This is a genomic window from Marinobacter alkalisoli, from assembly GCF_045449855.1.
Taxonomy (GTDB): Bacteria; Pseudomonadota; Gammaproteobacteria; order Pseudomonadales; family Oleiphilaceae; genus Marinobacter.
This window is the reverse complement of the sequence record NZ_JBJJLC010000003.1, coordinates 189,451-205,033: the sequence shown is the minus strand read 5'-3', so window position 1 is coordinate 205,033 and position 15,583 is coordinate 189,451. Positions and strand designations below refer to the sequence as shown.

Sequence of the window (15,583 nt, the reverse complement as noted above, 5' to 3'; positions counted from 1 at the left end):
ATCATCCGGGAACCGCCTGTTTTTCCTCAGGGCTTACTTCCCGGAACAGCACATGGTCCTCAAAATCCCCCAGCCGGATTTTTCCGAGGCTGTGAAAACCTTCAGACTCGTAAAATGGCAGATAGCGGCTATTGCCGGTATCCAGTACCAGACCGCTGCCCCGCGGATTATCCGCACACAAGCGCTCTACGGCGGAGAGTAGAAGCCGGCCATAACCGCGATTCTGGTACTGGGGGTTAACACCCATCAATGGCAGCTGGTGCGCCAGAGGCTGGGGCAGCATCGCCTTGATTTTCTCATGGTAATCCAGGTAACGGCGGGTACAGGCGAAGCCTGCGGTCAGCACCATGCGTATGCGCCAGCTGATCTGTTCGGCCAGGTTAAGACGCAACTCCGGTTCGCCAATGAAGGCCACGGCGACCAGGGTATCATCGACCATAACACCGACGGCCTCCTGATCGAGATCGAAATAGAGGTCGATCAGTTCCCGAATGGTCGCCCTCACCCTTTGTTCATACCCCGGCCGACGGTGATCGAACAGGTACTGAAACGTCGGCTCACGAAGGTACGAATGGAAGAGAATGGACCTCGCCTCGTTTCGTGCGCCCTCATCAAGGCGGACAATCACTGGCTCCGGTTTGTTATTTTTGTCTTTGCCGTCACTCATCAGGTTTACTCCTGTTTACTCACCCGTTTATACGGTTCGCACTTCACCAACATCTTCAGATCGTAAGGGTAAGCCGCACGGATACGATCCCCGGATCATTTTTCCGGTCCATGGCGGCCTGATCGATCACCACGCCATGATTGTTGTTAAGATCCTCCAGCCAAGCAGCAACTTCGGCAAACGGAACGTCTTCAAGCCACACACGAATGGCGCTGTCGCCACTGGGCTCGAACCGTTGCAGTGATAAACCCGACTCTCCGGCGCTGCGAGTGACCAGCGCCATGAGTGCACGGCCATTCTCCGGAGCGTTCGCGGCCGGTCCTTCACCGCCTTCACTCGCCGCCAGCCGTTCGAGATCCTCCTGGTTTGCCTCCATCCAGGCCAACAACTCTCCAGCGTTTTCCCGCGAACTCACGGCCTGATCATGAAAACCTGCCACCGGCCGCCAGATCAGGAAATACAGCACCCCGAGCAATACCGCAACAGCCAGAACCGCCAACGCCTGCTGATCACGGCGGGGGAGCTGGTCATACTGGGCAATCAGTTTGCCAACCGCTGGCTGGTCTTTCAGTTTCGTCAGCATCGCTTCAACCCCCCGAGACCGTCAGGCGCCCGCGGGCGCCACTGGATTCATTGACCACCGAGCCAATCTGGGCTTCCAGTCCCTGTTTCGCCAGCCCACTGCGTAAGGCGCTCATCCGGTCATAACTGTCAGCCCGGATATCGACCACGAGTTCTCCCCTTGAGCGACTGTAGTTAATGGAATTGAAAGTCAGCGATTGATTCTGCGGCACTTTGGTGTACTGATCCCCGGTGTACTTCATCAGCGTTATGAAATCGGCGTCCGGCCCGCCGGAACCGATTGTGCGAAGCTGCCCCTCAATCACCCGGCGAACATTGCCTGCATGGGTACGGCGGTCTCCCGGGAAAGCATCGCGGTAGATCGCCATAGCCTGCTCCCGGGTCTCATCGGCCTTTTGCTGGTGATAAAAGCCCAGGCCCAGCTCCACGCCCAGCTGAATGACAAACCAGACGCAGGCCACTGCAATCAGGGGCTTCCAGGCCCGCAACGGACTGGCCTGACCACCGTTGACGCCATAACCGCCCTGGCACAGGTTGATCGGGTGGGACAGGTGATGGTGATGGGCGTGGGCCAGTAGCTCCAGGGGCATGAGATCAATGGTTTCCAGCTTGATGGCAAGCCGGCCGGCGCCCCGCAACTCACTGATCGCGGACTGCTGCTGTTCCAGCTCTTGCTCGGTGCCGAAGATGGTCACCGGCATCTCCGCGACAACGTCTTCCGATGGCGGAGCTGCCAGGGTATAACCAAACATCCCCAGATTGCGTGACTGGATGCTCAGCCATTCACCGCGATCACTGATCAGCATCGCAATCTCACCATCCAGGCAAATGGACCAGCCACCCCCGGTCTCCGGCAGCAGCGCTGCGTCGGGGTAAATTGCATCCAGCCGGGCGTGTTCCCAGCCACTGAAAAGATCCACCCAGTCCGACATGCGGTTGCGGTCAATGGCCGCCACCCTGAAGCCACTGTCCGTCCGTCTGCCCAGGGCCAGGTGAACGGTATCTATGTCCTGGGCGATCTGCTCTTCCACGGCGTACGGCAATGCCTGCTGGATAAAACGCGTTTGTTTGGCAGGAATATCCGCCACGCAAAACAACGCCTCATCGCCAGGCACCAGGCCAATCAACAAGACATTGTCCAGGGCATTCTGACCAAGGGTTTGCTCAATAAGGTCCCGGGGATCCCCTCGCCCATGAGCCTGGGTGTCACCACTGGCATCATGAAGAACCCAGTTGTACAGCTGCGCATCCGGTGTCTGCTCAGGGTCGGCAAAGGGTGGCAGCGGCCTGACATAAAGGCGGTAAGACATGTCTATCCTTCTGAAATAGTATAAGGCTCTTTGGTAATCCGGTTCTTTTGCCCGGTATCCCGGTGAACCGTCTGCACCTCACCCTCCGGACTGCGGAAAACGGTGCTCACCAGATTCGCCACGCGATCATCATAGGTAATCCGCGAAACGACCTCAAAAAAACGGGTTTGCAGCCCCAGGCCGTTGGCTTTCAGCCCAAGACCGGCAAATTCCGGCAAGGCCAGGAAATCCTGAATATTTTCAAACCGCTCTTCCTCCCGTTTTTCAAGAATAGACTCTGCCTGGGCCTGTGTCAGTTCCGCGTGCAGCGAACGCAACACCGGAGCTGTTGCGGTGTTTACGTTAATCCCCAGGCCCGTTACCGGCAATGCCGTCACATGGCGCCTTAAAGAACGGTAGATTTCTTCGGTCATCCCCTCAATGAGCCGGAGTTCGGTTACGCTGACGAATGGCTGGTTCGCCGAGCGGAAGCCGGGATCCGCCATCAGGTACTGTCCATCCTCCGCACCGTAGGCGCTTACCGTCTGGTCATCCGGATCAATCCAGTCTATCAGGACATCAACCGTGATTTCCGATATACCCAATGCAACCAGCAACCGGGCGAGGCGGTCGCGGGTAAGCGGATCCACCTGGCCGTTAGCGGATACCAGATCGTTCAGGTTGATACGGCCGCCGAGGTCATCAATCTGGACTTCGGCCACGCCATTGTCATCCAGAGGCAGAATGGCCGCATTGGCAGCCCAGAATTCGTCCAGACTGTCGACCATCAGGTTTTCTTCCTTGTCCTCCTCGAAATCCCGGACCAGGATTTGCCGGGCAAAGGCTTCCGTGCCGAGGGCAACGCTTTGCCCCTGCTGTTGCGCCAGATAATGACCGGCACGAAAAACCCGCACGCTTTGCTGCTGGGTCATGCCAGTGGCCAGCATCACCACCAGGGCCATCGCCAATAACACCATGATCAGGGCGACACCACGCTCACGACGCAGGGAAAGACCTCTTTGCGCCGTCATTGGGGATTCCCCAAGGCGGATGGGCCATTCTGATCCTGGCTCTGATTCTCCTCATCTTCCTGCTCATCGGTACCCGAATCCGTTTGAGCGCCACCCGCGTTAACCGTATTCACCATGCCCTGGGCCTCCCTGGTGTCAAAATCCGGAAAAGCGAAGGTGCGAACCAGTTCGCCGAAGCGCTCGTGCTCCAGGGTAATTTCAAGGCCCAGTGGCAGCGGTATATCGGGTCTTGCTCCCGGGCTTAGGCTTGCCATGGCTTCTTCAGTGGGCCAGCCATCCGTCCAGTTTCGCTGATCATCGAGAAAGCGGATCTCGAACGAGGTCACATCGGACAGCAGCAACACATCCTGGCTGTTTTCTTCCTGGCCCTGGTCCAGGGTGATCCAGTACCTGCGACGCAACTCCTCGCCGGTATATTCCCAGCCGGCCCGCTGCAGGGAACTCCGCCGGGTACCCAGCGGATTACGCCACCCCTGCCGGGTCAGGATCAGGGCAAAATCGTCTTCACGGCTGGTCATTGCTGGCTGGTAATCGCCGTACATGTCACGTACAGGCCGGTTGATGATCTGCGTCAGGTCCCGCTCCAGAAGCAACATGGTGCGCTGCAACTGGTCGAACTCGTCGGCGACATCGTTCACCCGGTCCCGGGATTGCACCACGCTACTGAGAACCTGCCACACGCCGAGCCCGATCACCGCTGTAATCGTCACAGCGATCAACACCTCCATCAGGGTGAAGCCCTTCTGTGACATCAATTCTCTCCAATGAAGGCGGACAACGTGTGAACCGGCACCGGATCACTGCCGTCCTCCCTGATACGGGCAACAGTGACCTCGACACGCCGCATGGTGGGTTCTTCCGTGCCAAGGACATCGGTGGTCACCTGCCAGCGGAAAGGACCGTAATCCAGGTCATCGGAATTCTCGGCAATGCCTGGCATTTCCTCTGCGAGCCGGAGTTCGCTGATCCGGTTATCGGCAATCCAGCCTGCCATGGTTTTATCCCGGATACGCTCGTAACTGGCAATGTACTGACTGCCCACCTCGGCGGCAGCGGTGGCTATTAACCCGAAGACCAGGAGCGCCACCAGCACTTCAATCAGTGTAAAGCCACGCTGGTTGCTCACTGCTCCTCCTCATCATCGCCCGGGCGACGCCACTCCAGGGGAGAGATCCCATCGGAGGCGAGTACGTGCATGTAGGAGCTGTCACTGCCAATGGTGAATTCCACTTCAAACGGCGTGGTCTCGCCACTGGAGAAAAACACAATATCCGGCCTTAACTTGTCTTCCTCAGAGGCAAGCCTGGGGGTATCACTTTCGATAAACTCAGTCGCCAAAAGCCAGTCGGGAAAGCTACGTTGGCGAAACATCCGCTCATCCGGCTGCGCCCATTCGTTGGCCTGCTCGTTGAGGGTCACGAACCGGTAGCTGCCTTCCTCAAGAAGGAGCCCCAATTCCTTGTTATTCAGCACAGCCTGCTCCGAGGCGGTTTGCATCAGCAAAAACATCTCGCGAACATGATTTTCCATCTCCCGCTGTTGGGACCCGCCGCCCAGGTTCAGTACTGCCAGGGCAGCAAGCAATCCGACAACGATCAGGACAACCAGAATCTCAATCAGCGTAAAGCCCGAGGCCGATGCCCGCTTCCTCATTATTGCTTAATCCCGGGTTTTCCAGACACTGATGTCAGCGGCATCGCCATCGCCGCCTTCCTGGGCGTCGGAGCCATAGGAATAAAGATCATACGGGCCTTCGGTGCCCGGGCTCACATACTGGTACTCAGAACCCCAGGGATCTTCCGGCACATTCTTCAGGTACCCGTCCGGATTCCAGTTCCTCGGTTCCGGGCTGCCGCTGGGCTTGCTGACCAGCGCCTCCAAGCCCTGCTGGGTTGAGGGGTAATGGCTGTTGTCCAGGCGATAGAGGTCCAGTGCGTTCGCGATATTGCTCAACTGGGTTTCCGCGACAGTCACCTTGGCCTGGTCACTACGCCCCATGATGTTGGGGGCCACAATCGCGACCAGCAGACCGAGGATGACCATAACCACCATGATCTCGATCAGGGTAAAGCCACCGTGCTTACGGCGGATGTCGCGCGGATTCCGGGTAACGTCAGGCTTCATAGTTTTACTCGTCATTTGCAAGGGCTCTCTTTCCATTTTCTGGGGATAACGATGTCGGGATCAGCCGACCAGATTGCTCATGTTGAGAATCGGCAGCATGATGGCCAGTACAATGATCAGCACCACCACGCCCATGAATAGCAGCATCATGGGTTCAAACAGACCAACAATCGCTGCAATTTTTGATTGCAGGGTGTTTTCCTGCATTTTCGCGGTCCGTTCCAGCATGCTGTCCAGCTCACCACTCGCCTCACCGCTGGCGATCATGTGAAGCATCATTGGCGGGAAATACCCCGTCTGATCGAGCGAGCGGTGAAGGGAACCGCCTTCACTGACTTTTCGGGCCGCATCACGCAGTTCCTGGCGCAGGTAATCGTTGGACAACACCTCCCCGGCAATACGCATGGCATCCACCAATGGCACGCCACTGGTGGTCAGGATACTGAGCGTACTGGCATAGCGAGCGGTATTCACCCCCCGCACCATGCCGGAAAACAGCGGCATGTTCAGCAACCAGCGGTGAAACTTCAGCCTGAACGCAGGCTTACGCAGCGATAGCCGGAACCCGACAATGCCAGCGATGATCAGTATCAGAAGGTAGACACCGAAGTTTCCGAGAAATTCCGAAACCGACAACATGGCCACCGTCAGGCCCGGCAAATCCTGGCCTTGTTTCACGAAAACTTCGATGATATCCGGCACCACATAGGTCAGCAGAAAGACAACAATGGCGATGGCAACCACGCTCAGGATAATCGGGTAGATCGCCGCCAGCTGGATTTTCTGGCGGGCCTCCTGCCGGGCTTCCGTGTAATCTGCTAACCGGTTCAGTACCAGGTCCAGGTGGCCTGCGTGTTCCCCGGCAGAAACCGTGGAACGGTACAGTCGGGGAAAGGCCCGGGGAAACTCACCCAGACTGTCCGCAAGGCTATAGCCTTCCATCACCTTGGCGCGAATGGCGATCAGCATGCTGCGGATACGGGGTTTGGAGGACTGCTGGGCGGCTGCAGACAGGGCCTGTTCCACCGGGATACCGGACTGGATCAGCGTTGACAGCTGTCGTGTCACCAGCGCCAGATCAGCAGCCGCAAGACTGCCGCGGCTGCTCAGAGGGTTCTTGCCATGGGCCTGTTTTTCGGTGGACGGCGCCACTTCCAGCGGTGTCAGCCCCCGTTCCCTTAGTTGTTGCCTGACCGCCCGCGGAGCATCCGCTTCCAGTACGCCCTGTTTCTGTTTACCGCGGGCGTCGAGGGCCTTGTAATCAAATGCGGGCATGGGGTTACTGGCTCCGGTGGGTCACGCGAAGGACCTCTTCAACGGTTGTGACGCCTTCAAGAATCTTGAGAACACCGTCTGCGTGGATACTGGGGCCGGACAAGCGGGCCTCGTGCTCCAGATCCAGCTCCCCTGCCCGTTTATGGATGAGAGCGCTGATTTCGTCGGTGATCTCAACCACTTCGTAAATACCGATTCGGCCGCGATAGCCCAATTGATTGCAGTGATCACAACCCTTTGCACGGTAGATGGTTGGAGGGTTAGCCGGATCCTGTTGCAGGAATTCGCAATGCTCTTCGCTCGGCGTATAGGGTTCACAACACTCTTTGCAAAGCACCCTGACCAGACGCTGGGCCACGATACCCACCAGGCTGGATGAAATGAGGAACGGCTCGATGCCCATATCCATCAGGCGGGTAATGGCGCCCACAGCGGTGTTGGTGTGCAGCGTAGAGAGTACCAGGTGGCCGGTGAGACTCGCCTGAACGGCAATCTCAGCGGTTTCCAGGTCGCGAATCTCACCGATCATGACCACATCCGGGTCCTGGCGCAGAATCGCCCGCAGTCCCCGGGCGAAGGTCATATCGACCTTGGTGTTCACCTGGGTCTGGCCGATACCCGGCAGGTTGTACTCAATGGGGTCCTCGACCGTCAGGATATTGCGGCTGCGGTCGTTGATCTCCTGTAGCGACGCATACAAGGTTGTGGATTTACCAGAACCGGTGGGACCGGTCACCAGCAAGATCCCGTAAGGGCGATAAATTAGTCGGCGAAGGACCTTGAGATCCCGCCCGGCCATGCCGAGGGATTCCAGGCGGATATTGCCTGCCTGCTTGTCCAGCAGACGAAGCACTACGCGCTCCCCGCTGGAGGACGGCATGGTGGATACCCGGATATCCACCTCCCGCCCGGCAACCCGCAACGCAATCCGACCGTCCTGGGGCACACGCTTCTCGGCGATATCCAGCTTCGCCATGACCTTGATACGGGAAACCAGCAAAGGCGCCAGTGCGCGTTTCGGCTGAACCACTTCCCGCAGCACGCCATCCACACGGAAACGGACCACCAGGCGCTTTTCATAGGTTTCGATGTGCACGTCCGAGGCGTTGGTCTTGACCGCTTCGGTCAGGATGGCGTTAATCAGACGGATGATCGGTGCGTCGTCCTCCTGCTCCAGCAGGTCTTCCGTCTCGGGCACGGAGTCCGCCAGGGAAGCGAGATCCATATCATCGCCGATGCCTTCCACCATCTGCATGGCCTCGGCGGAGTCGTTCTGGTAGGCCGCATTCAGGGCCGCATCAAAGCGATCGGGATCAATGGTGGAGAACCGGGCGCGGCCACCACTGATACGGTTGGCCTCGGCCAGGGCCGAATGGCTGGCTCCGGGACGCACAAGAATAACCGGCTCACCATCTTCCTCGCGGGTCAGTATCACGCCGTTGCGTTTGGCGAACGCGAAAGGAAGACGGCCCAGCGGAGCATCCTGCGGCTGAAGTTCGTGGTCTGTATTCAAGGTCGTCCCCGTTTTGTTGCCAGGCGCGGATGAAGTATCCGGAAACCCTTTTTATTCAATTGATTCAGAAAGGCTACCATAGGATATGGACCCGCTGAATAACTCTATACACTATACTGCCATTTAACCTTTGCAGTCTGATAACCTGTGATCTTTTTCCAGGGTCGTAAATTCACTATCGGGACATCCAATGCCTTTGAACAACACCCGGTTACCCGTGCTCTTGGCCGCTGCCGCTGTCGTCGCGATGATCGCCCTGACGTCCTGGCAGGCCTACCGCTTCTGGCAGCAGGAATCCCAGCGCGACAGCCAGCAACAGCGGGCGGCCGCCGATAGGGAAGCAGATTCCGGGGAACAGACCACCCCAGAGGTGGAACTGGCCTCTCTTGACCTTTTCGGCATCGCCGGAGAATCTGCGGGTGGCCAGCAAATTGACACCGAAAACCTGCCTGAAACCAACCTGCGGCTATTTTTACGCGGGGTCCTGGCAGCAGACGGAGAATTCCCCGGCAGCGCCCTGATCGAAGACGATAAAAGCCAGACGGAAGCCTACCTGATCGGTGACGAGCTGCCCGGCAATGCCAAACTACGCTCGGTTCACGCCAACCGGGTCATTATTGAGCGTAGCGGAAAACTGGAGAACCTGTACTTTCCCGAATCTGAAGACCGCACCGGACTGGAGTTCGCCGCAGATGAGTCCGACGCTGCCGAACCACAGGCGCAGGAAGAAGCCCCCAGCGCATCACCGGCGAGCAACACGTCCTCCCCCGCCGCCGATGAACAGCGCAGAGAGGAAATCCGTCGGCGACTCGAACAACTCCGCGAACGCCTGCGGAACAACAACAACTGAGTCCGACCATGGAAACGGCAGCCCGGACGTTTCGCCGCCGCAGCTTCCTGTTTCCCGTATTATTACTGGTCACCGCAGTGGCCGCCTTCGAGCTTGGCGACCGCCTGCTAAGCTACGTCCAGGAAGAGTTCGGGCAGGAAGCCCGCGGCCGACTGGAAAGCTGGCAGAACCTCCATCAAGTGGCTAAAAATGCCCCAAGGCAGCGGCAGCTGGCCCTGGTGAATTCATTCTTTAACCGGGCCCGCTTTGTTACCGACATGGAACATTGGGGGGAGGAAGACTACTGGGCAACCCCGGTGGAACTGCTGACCACCAATGGCGGTGACTGCGAGGACTTCTCGATCGCCAAGTACCTGACCCTCAAATCCATGGGCGTTCCCGACGAGGAACTCAGGATTGTCTACGTCAAGGCGCTGGAACTGAACCAGGCCCACATGGTCCTCGCCTGGTATCCGGAACCGGACGCCGATCCTCTGATCCTGGACAACCTCATCAATGAGATCAGACCCGCCTCCCAGAGAAATGACCTGGAACCGGTCTACAGTTTCAACGGCGAGGGCTTGTGGCTTAACCGGTCCGGAGGCAGGCAAAAACGCATTGGCGAAGCCGGCAAGCTTGAACATTGGCAGGATGTGAACAAGCGGTTGATTGAGGCCCTCCGGTAATTTTTTGTTTGTGTATTTTTCACTCATATCGACTATAATGTGAAAAACAGACATCAATAACGGAGACTGCACATGACCACCGTTTCCGACCTCAAACAGCAAACCAGTGACCGCGCGCTGCTGGGCAAGGCCCTGGTTAATGCCGGCAAAGCCATGGGGCTGACGCAGGCGGATCTGGCTGAAATCGTGGGGCGCAATCGCACCGGCCTGGCCCGGGACGGAGTCGACCCATCCAGCAAGGCCGGCGAACTCGCCTTGCTGTTCATTCGCCTGTATCGCAGCGTGTACGCTCTGGTGGGAGGTGATGAGGCCGCCATGCAGCACTGGCTCAACACGGAGAACCGTTACTTCTCCGATGTTCCCAGGGACATGATTCGTAGCGCCGAAGGACTGGTACGTGTGCTTTACTATCTTGACGCCATGCGGGGCAAGATTTGAATCTTCGGAATCGCATCGAATCTGACGCCACGGTGGTTCAGGGCACCATCTACCGGGTCGTGGAATCCCAGGAGGAAATTGCCACCACCGAACTGGTGGATAACATCGAAGAGCAGATGCGGCTCGAAGCGCTGCTTGAGCGCAGCAAGCCGCCACGGCCCGAAGGCACTGAAGACCTTCACTACCTGCTGGCCACGCCCTTCCGCTATCCTCCCCTTAAATATGGCTCCCGCTACGGCCGCCCCTTCGAAAAAAGCCTTTTCTACGGCGCCATGACGGTCAATACAGCACTGGCGGAAGCGGCGTTCTACCGTTTCGTTTTTATCAACGACATGGTGTCGCCCTACCCCAGGCCACTAAAAACCCTGCACACCCTGTTCGCCACAAGGATGCGCACCAGCCGCGGGATTCGCTTACAGGACAACGCCTGGGCAGATCTCCACGAAGATCTCACCCATCCCGCCCGTTATGACGCCTGCCAACAACTGGGGACGGCAATGAGGGAATCCGGAATCGAAGGGTTTCAGTTCCTTTCGGCACGGGCCCGGCAAGCTGATCTCTATCGATTGCCCTATTCGCCATCAAATGGCATGGAAGGGGTAAACGCCGCCCTGTTTTCCCCGCGGGCGCTGAAAGACAGGAAGCCGAGAAGTCGCTATCGCCTGATCATGATGGCAGACCCGAGCACCGTGACCATGAGCCTGACCAACGAGGATGGAAAGAAAACGGCTTCAGCGTTCAGCCGGGAAACATTTCTGGTGGATGGCAGGTTACCGTGCCCGGCGAGTTAAGAACCTGACCCACCCTCTCTTTGCGACAGTATCGGCGAGTCAAACGTGGTATATATGACGCCTTGTGCCAGATCAACTTACGGTTAACCAGAAAGGCTTTATGAAAGTACCGAAGAGATTACAGCCCCTTGTCGACGACGGCATGGTGGACGAAGTGATGTACCAGCTGATGAGCGGCAAGGAAGCACAGGTTTATGTGGTGCGCTGCGGCGACGATCTGCGCTGCGCCAAGGTGTTCAAGGAAGCTCAGAAGCGTAGCTTCAAGCAAGCCGTGGAATACCAGGAAGGCCGCAAAGTACGGAACAGCCGACGTGCCAGAGCCATGAGCAAGAAAACACGCTACGGCCAGAAAGAGCAGGAAGATGCCTGGCTCAATGCTGAGGTCGATGCCTTGTACCGGCTGGAAGCAGCCGGCGTCCGGGTGCCCCAGCCTCTGGGATTTGTGGATGGTGTGCTGTTAATGGAAATGATTGCCGATGAAGACGGCAAAGCCGCGCCACGGCTCGATGACGTCACGCTTACCCCGGATCTGGCCCGACTTTACCACGACCGGGTCCTGGCGGAGATCGTCCGCATGCTCGCCGCTGGCCTTATCCATGGCGACCTGTCCGAGTTCAATGTGCTGGTGGATGCCCAGGGCCCGGTGATCATTGACCTGCCCCAGGCCGTCAACGCCGCAGGCAATAACAGTGCCCAGCGCATGCTACTGCGGGATGTCGACAACATGCGCCGCCACTTTGGCAAATACACACCAGACCTGCTGGCAACGGATTACGGCCAGGAGATCTGGGCGCTCTATGAAAGTGGCGAACTAAGCTCTGACAGCAAGCTGACCGGCTGCTTCGAGCATGACGCCCACAGCGCGGATGTCGATGAACTCATGGCAGTAATCGATGCCGCGAAGCTGGAGGAGATGGAGCGGAAGGAAAGAATGCTCATGGAAGACGACGATTGAACCGCTCGGTAAGGACCACAGGGGATGCACCACCAGTAAACCTATGGGTAAACAAGCCAATACTTACCCAACAGGTATTCGAAGCATCTGGTCCCTGCAGGTGCTCTCGCTGCGGTTGCTGGATGGCCACGCGATCAAGTCACTCGCTTGCTGCCGTTTTAAGCCATTCCACCCCAAAGCGTACACCAAAGCCCTGAAGGTCTGTTGGTATGTGACCCAGTCCACCTTTGTGGGTGCCGGTCGAGGCCATATCCACGTGAACCCAGCCAATGTCTTTGTCCACAAAGCGCCCAAGCAAGCGCGCCGCATAGATGTGATCACCCGCCCCTTCCGTCCGGCATTGCAGGGTGTCGGCAGCCTTTGATTTCAGGTCTTCGTCGTAATCGTCTTCATACGGGAACGGCCAGACCCGTTCCCCACACCGTTCTCCAGCCTGGATGATGGGTTCAACCCAGTGCCGACGATTGGTGATGGCGCCGGCCATTCGTTGGCCCAGGGCTGCCACGACCGCCCCGGTCAAGGTGGCATAATCAAGGATGGCACGGGGTTTTCCCCGGGAGACCAGGGCCAATGTATCCGAGAGCACCATACGGCCCTCAGCATCGGTATTAATCAGCTCGATCGTCGTTCCGTTCAGCGCGGTTACCACATCATTGCATTTAACCGCCCGTGAGCCGATATGGTTCTCCGCCAGCGCCAGCCAGCAATCCACCGGCTGATCGAATTTCAGCCGGGTCACGGCGAGCAGGGTGCCAAGTGCTACGGCGCTGCCTTGCATATCGCCATGCATGCCCAGCATGCTGCCGCCTACCTTGAGGTTGCTGCCACCCGTATCAAAGCAGATTCCTTTGCCCACCAGTGCAAGCGGTTTGCCTGCGGCCCCCGGGGGCCGGTACTCCAGGTGAAGTATGCCTGCGTCTCTGTTCGGGCTGGCTTCAACCACGGACAGAAAGGCGCCGGCACCGAGTTCTTCCAGTTCGTCGCGGTCATAGAACTCGGTTTTCCAGCCTTCCTGGCTGGCGAGTGACTCGGCGAAATCGCGATAGATACCCGGGGTCAGGTAGTTGCCCGGTAAATGGGTTAGCCAGCGCGCCAGATTGTTGCCCTCGGCGGTCGCTTCGGCGTAGCGAAAGTCGGCGTTGTCAAAATCCCCGAAAAAGCTGATTGCCTTGAGGTCCATCGCTTCCGCCGGTTCGTCGGTGATTTTGGGCAATTGGAACAGCGCAGCGTGGGCGGCCGCCACAAGGGCCTCGGCCATGGCATTCGCGGCCATGACATCACCCAGAAGGGAGATGACATTGATCTGCTCCAGGCGCTCCGCAATCAAAGGACCGAGCACTTTGCGTGCCTGACTCAGCGCTTTGAATCCATCGAGGTCGTCAGGCACGAAGGCCAGCGCGGTACGTTGACCACTAGTGCTGGAGAGAAACACCGGATTGGCGGTTTGCGGATAAGCCGAAAGGCGTTCTTGCAGGAAATCACCCCAGGGCGTGTTCGCTATGGCTTCCCGATTACCGTCGGACACCAGCAGCACGACGCCGGCGCCGGGCTCGAAATGCCATGCAGCGGGTATCGATTGCTCTTTCTGGAGCAGCAATTGGGACAATCCGGAAAAGTCGGGCTTCATGAGTGGTGCACTCCCCGGTTAGGCTAACTGGCAGTCCTTCAGTATAGTCCGTTTGTATCTACCCGGTTTAATCCGGGCCCGAACGTTCTGGCGAGCCTTCTCTTTGGCGATCCGCCCAGTCATCCGGAGAGAATACCGGCGCAGCCGACGGTGCCAGTAATTGGCGTTCAAGAATGTGATCCGCCGCCTTCTCGCCGATCATGATGGTCGGTGCGTTGATGTTGCCGTTGGTCACCGTCGGCATGATCGACGAATCCACCACCCGCAGGGCTTCAATGCCATGAACCCGGCATTCGGAGTCGACCACCGCCATCGGGTCCGAGCCCATCCGGCAACTGCCGCACGGGTGATAGGCGGTTTCAGCGTTGTCCGCGACCCAGGCATCGATCTCGGCATCGGTCTGCACCTGGTCACCGGGCATCAGCTCCTCGCCTCGATACGGATCAAACGCCGGTTGCGCGAAGATTTCCCGGGTCAGCCGTATACCAGCCCTGTACGCCTGCCGGTCTTCTTCCTCCTGCAGATAGTTGAAGCACATCCGCGGGGGCGCCTGGGGATCACTGGACGCCAACCTGACCCAACCACGGCTTTTCGGTTTGTTCGCACCCAGGTGCGCCTGGAAACCATGCCCCTCGGCCGAGCTGGAGCCGTCATAAGCAATGGCGCCGGCCAGAAAATGGAACTGCAGGTCGGGGTACTTGAGACCGGCCCGACTGCGGATGTAGCCGTTGGATTCAAAATGGTTAGTGGCGCCCAGACCGCTTTTGAAGAACAACCAGCGTGCGCCAATCAGAGCCTGCCCGAATGGATTCAGCCAGCTGTTGAGCGTGATTTTCTGAGTACACGCCTGTTGAATCCAGACTTCCAGGTGGTCATGAAGGTTCTGGCCCACGCCCGGCAGATCGTGGACCGGCTCAACCCCCATTTCCCGCAAATGGTCGGCCGGTCCTATGCCCGACAACATCAGCAGTTTCGGTGAGTTGAAGGCACTGGCGCTGAGGATCACCTCACGACGCGCCTGCACAGTAATCAACTGGCCGCCGTGCCGGTATTCAACACCCGTCGCGCGCTTGCCCTCAAGCAATATCCTGGTGGTCAGCGCATGCATCCGGAGATCGAGATTCTGCCGCGTCAGTGCGGGCTTGAGGTACGCATTGGCCGTGGAGCAACGTATGCCATCGCGCACTGTCATGTCCATCCTGCAGAACCCCTCCTGGCGATATCCGTTGTAGTCCTTGGTCTCGCCATAACCGGCCTGTCGTCCGGCCTGAATAAAAGCGCGGTATAGGGGATTCTTCATATTATTGCCGTTACATACCCCGAGTGGCCCTCCCGTATCGCGGTAGTCATCGGAACCGTAAATGCAGTCTTCGGCGCGCCGGAAATACGGCAACACCTCTTCATAACTCCAGCCTTTCGCGCCTTGTTCAACCCACTCCTCGTAATCTCCGGCACACCCTCGCACATAGGCCATGCCGTTGATGGATGACGACCCCCCAATGACCTTGCCCCGAGCCTGGTGAATTTTCCGGCCATTCAGCCCGGGTTCCGCCTCGGTATACAACTCCCAGTCAAACTTGGGCTTGTTCAACGGAATCGAAAACGCCGTCGGCATCTGAATGAATACCGAGTTATCTTTGCCGCCGTACTCCAGCACCAGAACCCGATGCTGTCCATCTGCACTCAGACGATCCGCCAGCACCGATCCCGCTGAGCCGGCCCCGACTATGATGTAGTCGAACACGTCCTCTGATTTCGAGTTATCCATGGCAACAT

Annotated in this window: 17 protein-coding genes; 5 read left to right on the top strand and 12 right to left on the bottom strand. The window is 58.2% G+C overall.

Translation table 11 applies throughout. The features are described 5' to 3' along the window. Nucleotide 1: 1 nt before the first annotated feature. Genes ACJO5Y_RS01095 through gspE form a run of 10 tightly spaced genes read right to left on the bottom strand, consistent with a single transcriptional unit; the run spans nucleotide 2 to nucleotide 8,481 of the window. Nucleotides 2-667, bottom strand: a complete 666-nt coding sequence (locus ACJO5Y_RS01095; RefSeq protein ID WP_406984385.1) for a GNAT family N-acetyltransferase — start codon at nucleotides 665-667, stop codon at nucleotides 2-4. Nucleotides 668-722: 55 nt separating this feature from the next. Then, on the bottom strand, nucleotides 723-1,250 hold the full coding sequence (locus tag ACJO5Y_RS01090) for a type II secretion system protein M (protein WP_406984383.1): 528 nt from the start codon (nucleotides 1,248-1,250) through the stop codon (nucleotides 723-725). A 4-nt stretch (nucleotides 1,251-1,254) separates the two neighbouring features. Continuing rightward, nucleotides 1,255-2,559, bottom strand: a complete 1,305-nt coding sequence (gspL, locus tag ACJO5Y_RS01085; RefSeq protein WP_406984381.1) for a type II secretion system protein GspL — start codon at nucleotides 2,557-2,559, stop codon at nucleotides 1,255-1,257. 2 nt (nucleotides 2,560-2,561) lie between these two features. Beyond that, a complete protein-coding gene (gene gspK, locus ACJO5Y_RS01080; RefSeq protein ID WP_406984379.1) occupies nucleotides 2,562-3,569 on the bottom strand; it encodes a type II secretion system minor pseudopilin GspK in 1,008 nt (335 codons plus the stop codon). Continuing rightward, on the bottom strand, nucleotides 3,566-4,321 hold the full coding sequence (gspJ, locus tag ACJO5Y_RS01075) for a type II secretion system minor pseudopilin GspJ (RefSeq protein ID WP_406984377.1): 756 nt from the start codon (nucleotides 4,319-4,321) through the stop codon (nucleotides 3,566-3,568). The genes gspK and gspJ overlap by 4 nt, the downstream gene beginning before the upstream one ends. Beyond that, the gene (gene gspI, locus ACJO5Y_RS01070) at nucleotides 4,321-4,695 is read right to left on the bottom strand and encodes a type II secretion system minor pseudopilin GspI (RefSeq protein ID WP_406984375.1); all 375 of its coding nucleotides are present in this window, start codon (nucleotides 4,693-4,695) and stop codon (nucleotides 4,321-4,323) included. The genes gspJ and gspI overlap by 1 nt, the downstream gene beginning before the upstream one ends. Next, nucleotides 4,692-5,222: a type II secretion system minor pseudopilin GspH gene (gspH, locus tag ACJO5Y_RS01065; RefSeq protein WP_406984373.1), complete on the bottom strand. Its 531-nt coding sequence runs from the start codon at nucleotides 5,220-5,222 to the stop codon at nucleotides 4,692-4,694. Before gspH ends, gspI begins: the two co-directional genes overlap by 4 nt. A 6-nt stretch (nucleotides 5,223-5,228) precedes the next feature. Next, nucleotides 5,229-5,693, bottom strand: a complete 465-nt coding sequence (gspG, locus tag ACJO5Y_RS01060) for a type II secretion system major pseudopilin GspG (RefSeq protein ID WP_406984497.1) — start codon at nucleotides 5,691-5,693, stop codon at nucleotides 5,229-5,231. Between the two features lie 60 nt (nucleotides 5,694-5,753). Beyond that, nucleotides 5,754-6,968, bottom strand: a complete 1,215-nt coding sequence (gene gspF, locus ACJO5Y_RS01055) for a type II secretion system inner membrane protein GspF (protein ID WP_406984371.1) — start codon at nucleotides 6,966-6,968, stop codon at nucleotides 5,754-5,756. A gap of 4 nt (nucleotides 6,969-6,972) precedes the next feature. Next, complete coding sequence (gene gspE, locus ACJO5Y_RS01050) at nucleotides 6,973-8,481, bottom strand: type II secretion system ATPase GspE (RefSeq protein WP_406984369.1); 1,509 nt, start codon at nucleotides 8,479-8,481, stop codon at nucleotides 6,973-6,975. 190 nt (nucleotides 8,482-8,671) lie between these two features. On the opposite strand from gspE, the gene ACJO5Y_RS01045 reads away from it, so the two are divergent. The 5 genes from ACJO5Y_RS01045 to ACJO5Y_RS01025 all read left to right on the top strand — a co-directional run bounded on the left by ACJO5Y_RS01045 (nucleotide 8,672) and on the right by ACJO5Y_RS01025 (nucleotide 12,180). Further along, a complete protein-coding gene (locus ACJO5Y_RS01045; RefSeq protein ID WP_406984368.1) occupies nucleotides 8,672-9,331 on the top strand; it encodes a type II secretion system protein N in 660 nt (219 codons plus the stop codon). An 8-nt stretch (nucleotides 9,332-9,339) separates the two neighbouring features. Continuing rightward, nucleotides 9,340-9,996: a transglutaminase-like cysteine peptidase gene (locus ACJO5Y_RS01040; protein WP_406984366.1), complete on the top strand. Its 657-nt coding sequence runs from the start codon at nucleotides 9,340-9,342 to the stop codon at nucleotides 9,994-9,996. Nucleotides 9,997-10,068: 72 nt separating this feature from the next. Next, complete coding sequence (locus tag ACJO5Y_RS01035; RefSeq protein WP_406984364.1) at nucleotides 10,069-10,434, top strand: antitoxin Xre/MbcA/ParS toxin-binding domain-containing protein; 366 nt, start codon at nucleotides 10,069-10,071, stop codon at nucleotides 10,432-10,434. Further along, nucleotides 10,431-11,225, top strand: a complete 795-nt coding sequence (locus ACJO5Y_RS01030; RefSeq protein ID WP_406984362.1) for an RES family NAD+ phosphorylase — start codon at nucleotides 10,431-10,433, stop codon at nucleotides 11,223-11,225. The genes ACJO5Y_RS01035 and ACJO5Y_RS01030 overlap by 4 nt, the downstream gene beginning before the upstream one ends. A gap of 100 nt (nucleotides 11,226-11,325) precedes the next feature. Next, nucleotides 11,326-12,180, top strand: coding sequence for a PA4780 family RIO1-like protein kinase (locus ACJO5Y_RS01025; protein ID WP_406984360.1), 855 nt, complete (start codon nucleotides 11,326-11,328; stop codon nucleotides 12,178-12,180). 139 nt (nucleotides 12,181-12,319) lie between these two features. On the opposite strand, the gene ACJO5Y_RS01020 is transcribed toward ACJO5Y_RS01025, so the two are convergent. After that, nucleotides 12,320-13,807 (bottom strand): M17 family metallopeptidase, encoded by a 1,488-nt coding sequence (locus ACJO5Y_RS01020; protein ID WP_406984358.1) that lies wholly within the window; start codon nucleotides 13,805-13,807, stop codon nucleotides 12,320-12,322. Nucleotides 13,808-13,874: 67 nt separating this feature from the next. Beyond that, nucleotides 13,875-15,575, bottom strand: a complete 1,701-nt coding sequence (gene betA, locus ACJO5Y_RS01015; protein ID WP_406984356.1) for a choline dehydrogenase — start codon at nucleotides 15,573-15,575, stop codon at nucleotides 13,875-13,877. Nucleotides 15,576-15,583: the final 8 nt, after the last annotated feature.